The sequence below is a fragment of the Kurthia sibirica genome (assembly GCF_003143975.1).
GTDB classification, from domain to species: Bacteria; Bacillota; Bacilli; order Bacillales_A; family Planococcaceae; genus Kurthia; species Kurthia sibirica.
Genome location: NZ_QFVR01000048.1, coordinates 1 through 4,043, shown reverse-complemented (window position 1 = coordinate 4,043; position 4,043 = coordinate 1). Strand labels below are relative to the sequence as shown.

Annotated in this window: 4 protein-coding genes; 1 reads left to right on the top strand and 3 read right to left on the bottom strand. The window is 31.9% G+C overall.

Features of this window, described 5'->3' with window-relative positions:
* Positions 1 to 512, bottom strand: a 512-nt coding sequence (locus tag DEX24_RS16670) for a protein rep (protein ID WP_249033897.1), incomplete at its 3' end; no start/stop codon positions are given.
* 407 nt (positions 513 to 919) lie between these two features.
* Positions 920 to 2,203, bottom strand: a complete 1,284-nt coding sequence (mobV, locus tag DEX24_RS16665) for a MobV family relaxase (protein WP_109307498.1) — start codon at positions 2,201 to 2,203, stop codon at positions 920 to 922.
* Positions 2,204 to 2,822: 619 nt separating this feature from the next.
* Here mobV and DEX24_RS16660 point away from each other — a divergent pair.
* The gene (locus DEX24_RS16660) at positions 2,823 to 3,290 is read left to right on the top strand and encodes a hypothetical protein (RefSeq protein WP_109307497.1); all 468 of its coding nucleotides are present in this window, start codon (positions 2,823 to 2,825) and stop codon (positions 3,288 to 3,290) included.
* A 121-nt stretch (positions 3,291 to 3,411) separates the two neighbouring features.
* Here DEX24_RS16660 and DEX24_RS16655 read toward each other — a convergent pair.
* The coding region (locus tag DEX24_RS16655; RefSeq protein WP_170112989.1) for a protein rep at positions 3,412 to 4,043 on the bottom strand (632 nt) is incomplete at its 5' end.

The following is a 4,043-nucleotide window of genomic DNA, read 5'->3' as shown; positions in this document are numbered from 1 at the left end:
GGGTTATGATCCCCTTCTTTTAAATTCCGTTTATCATAATAATCTTTTGCACGTTTATACATAATATTCGTGATAAAACGCTCTTGATTATAGGTCACTTCTAATTTACGTACATAACCATTCACAATTTTTTTTACATTTCGTCTATCAAACAACTTTTTAAAAGCATGATTAAATCGATCAATTTCTTTCTTCAAATCATTACCTTGTACATTAGGCGCAGTCAATGTTAAAAAAATAAATTCTTGTTCTTCTTGTTCTCTAATCGCCTGCATTAACACAGACAACATAATGGCATCTTTTTTTGCTTTATTCCACGTACATAATGGACAAAATCGATTCCCACAACTATTGGAACGATGAACACGTTTCGCACTCATCTCTAAATTCGTTAAATGTTGCATAAAATCACCACACGATTTCACCCGATCTAATGTTTTATGAGTGAAAACACCTTTCGCATATTCTGATAATTTTCGAACCAAGTCCTTTTTAGGTGTATATTTCTCCATTATGTACTTCCCTAACTCCGTTGACTTTAATTCTTTTTTGGAAATTTTTACTTCTTGATTTTTGGTCATAGACGTTATACAATCGCTCTATATTAAGTTAAAAAAACACACAAAAAGCGATTTGCTCCCCTCATAATGTTTTGATTTAATCTAAGCACTTAAATCATAAAACACTATACAAGGAAATGCAAGTCGCTTTTTTTTTAGCCTTAGAGACACAAGGGATAAAGCACATATCTAACTCCCAATTTCGTGCCGAAATAGTTAGGTATGTATCAAGTAAAGGAAGAACTCCATTTTTCGCTCCGCTCAAAATGCAATTTCGCTCCGCTCAATAAAAAACCAAAAAACCTAAAAAAAAAAAAATAAAAATAAAAAATAAAAAGAGCCTAATTTAGGCTCTTTTTTTATCTTTCCATGTCATAAGATTTATTCTTTTGTTTCCGCTGCTCTTTCTTAACTTGCTGATCCAACTCTTTTAAACCTTCTAACGAAAAGTTCCCTTTCTGTTTTTGCTCGTTATCTTCGTGTATGCGAGCGAATTCGCTTTTAGTTTGTTTACCTATCAACTTGTCCGTAAAAACCCTTAGAAGTACCTTAGAATCGTTTTTAAGGGGTATTAGAAGGTCTTTTATGTTTTGATATAACAATTTAATTTCAGTTTTCAACTCATTTACGGTTTCTTCTAAACGTCGATTTTTACGTTCTAATGTTTCATTTGTCGCTTTTGCTAATTTTAAATCAGCTTTTAAAGTTTCATTTTCTTTTTGAAGTGATTTATTTTCTTCATCGAAATTCCGATTCACTTGTACCAGATCTGTTTTCAAATAATTTTCAATTGATGTTTTTAAACGCTTATTCCCTTTCGCTGCATCAATCAATTTTTGATAATCTTTTTCTAAAACAATTACATTCCCAGTATATTGTTTTTCTTTCTTTGTTTTTTCTTGCCCCCAAAAATGCCTTTCTCCTATTGGCACTTCTACCATTTTCGACTGTCTTTTCGCTTTTACTTCAACATCATCTGGAATTTTCCGATTCAATGCTGACAATTCATTTTTTCGATTTTCAATTTCTGCAGCAAGACTCTTCGTTTCATTTTCAACAGCCATTTTTTTAAACCGAGCCATTTCAATATGCTCCCGATCCGAACCTTTTTCACCACGTTCTAAATCAAAACCAAGCGCTTGCATTGTTTTCGGAAAGCTATCTTGAATCCACTGCAATTCTTGGCGATTAAAAATATTTTTACTTTGCAAACGACCTTCACGCATTGGCACAATCCCTAAATGCATATGAGGTGTTTTTTCGTCCAAATGAACACGTGCATATGCCACATTTTGCGTACCATATCTTTCTGAAAAAATACGATAACTTTCTAAAAAGAAACGTTCACGTTCCGATACGCTTAATTGTTTAAAAAAATGTTCGTCTGATGTAATCAATAATTCGTTTACCAATACAGCATCTTTTCTTGTTTTTCGTGTCCCTATTTTTTGAGATTCAATGATTTCTTTCACACGCTGATGAAACGCAATATCTTCAGAATGAACCAGATCATAATTTTCATGTGAACGTTCTTCTTGAATATCTGGATTCGTTCGACTTTCTTTCTCACGTTGATGATGAATTTGTATGCCTTTCAACGCTGGAGATTTAATTTTTTGCATATGTACGACAGCATAACTCAAAGCAAATCACCTCTTTTTTTCTGCGGAAAACTTCCATGTAAAGTATATTAAAGTATATCACAATATACTTTACATTCGTAAAGTGTGTGCTCTGCGAGGCTTTTTGCCGAACAAATCGGCAAGCGTAAACGTGCTGATCCGCACAATGTTTTCGCAAAAAAATTAGACCTTGACGCTGTCAAACTGTAAGGGGAAATTTCCCCCTTAACCCCATTCAAAAAACTCCCCCAACCCCCTCAATTTTTGAGGGGACTCCCTCGCCGGTAGGCAGGAACAAACATGGTTTGTTCAGTGCCAAAAGGGTTTTAGATTGATTAAATTAGTCAACTCCTTAAATTCCCTCCGCTAACGCTCCAGTCAACCATTTACCGTTGACTAATGCCACATATTTTCTCCTCACCATGCAAGTAGCTAAAAGAATGTACAGATAAAAAAGACATAAAACCTAATATTTTACAGTTAAATAAATACATAATTGATTATAAATGGTATTATTGGAAGCGAGGAGGTTTAAGAAGAAACTATGATAAAAAATATTATTATTTTTTTACTCGGGATGTTAGCTTATTTCGTAATAACTGTTATTTATGATTTTTTTTTCTAAAAGGAGGAAATGAACGTGAAAAAATATTTTTTGAAATTAGCAATTATAGTTTGTAGCTTTACTTTAATTATTGGATTTTTATTTAACCAACCCAGCGCTTTTGCCTCTACACAAAATACTTTAGTAAATTCAGAAAATAACCAAACAAATAATTTAGATAACAAGGAAAATCCAGCACAACAAAGAGTAGGTCAGGTAGCCATATTTTTTGGTGGCATAGTTGTAGCATGGATTTTAGATGGGGCTATAAGCTACAAATCAGGAAAAGCACCTTCTGAATGGGTAAATATGGGACTTAAAAATATTGAAAAGAAAATTAAAAATTTTAGTAAAAATGACGTACTATCTAGACCAATCAATGTGAGTCAAAATGGACAAGTAAGTGGCTGTATAAAATATCCTTGTCAAATACAAAGAACAAGTCCTGATAACTCATCAGAACCTACGAAAAATTCTTTAGATCCTATTCCATTACCAATCTAATTAGCTAATTCAGTTTAAATTATTTTTTTATCCATACAATACTGTTTAACTTTATTATTCATAAAATTATCCTCAAAAGTTATTATCGAAATATACATTTCAATAATAAAAAAAGATGATATTAATTAATATCATCTTTTATTTCAATAATTTTCGCTTGTTTATTATATTGTTCAAATTCTTCCACTGATAATTGTCTAAGCATATTGTTGTATTTTGATGTTTTCCAAACTGATGTCAGTAAATGCGTATACTCATTTTCATCTTCTTTTTTGTACTGATCCAAATCTCCCAACTTATATTTCTTCACATAATCTTTAAATAATCCATTAAATGTCAATAATTGTCGCCCTTTTAACGCACGATAAAAAATTTCAAAAATAGACTGTGATGCATATAATTCATTACTTTTCGCTGAATATTTCGCAACTTCCAATACAGCTCCATTCTCCGATTTTTCAGAAGAACGAACCTTTCTTATATCAACTTGCGTAATACTCATATCATCCATACATTCACGCCACAATTCCAACCATTTATCCTGTTTCAAATAATCACGACTCGTAAAATAACTTTTATTAACGGCTAAAATTACATGAAAATGAGGATGATACGTATCATAATTTGGGTTATGATCCCCTTCTTTTAAATTCCGTTTATCATAATAATCTTTTGCACGTTTATACATAATATTCGTGATAAAACGCTCTTGATTATAGGTCACTTCTAATTTACGTACATAACCATTCACAA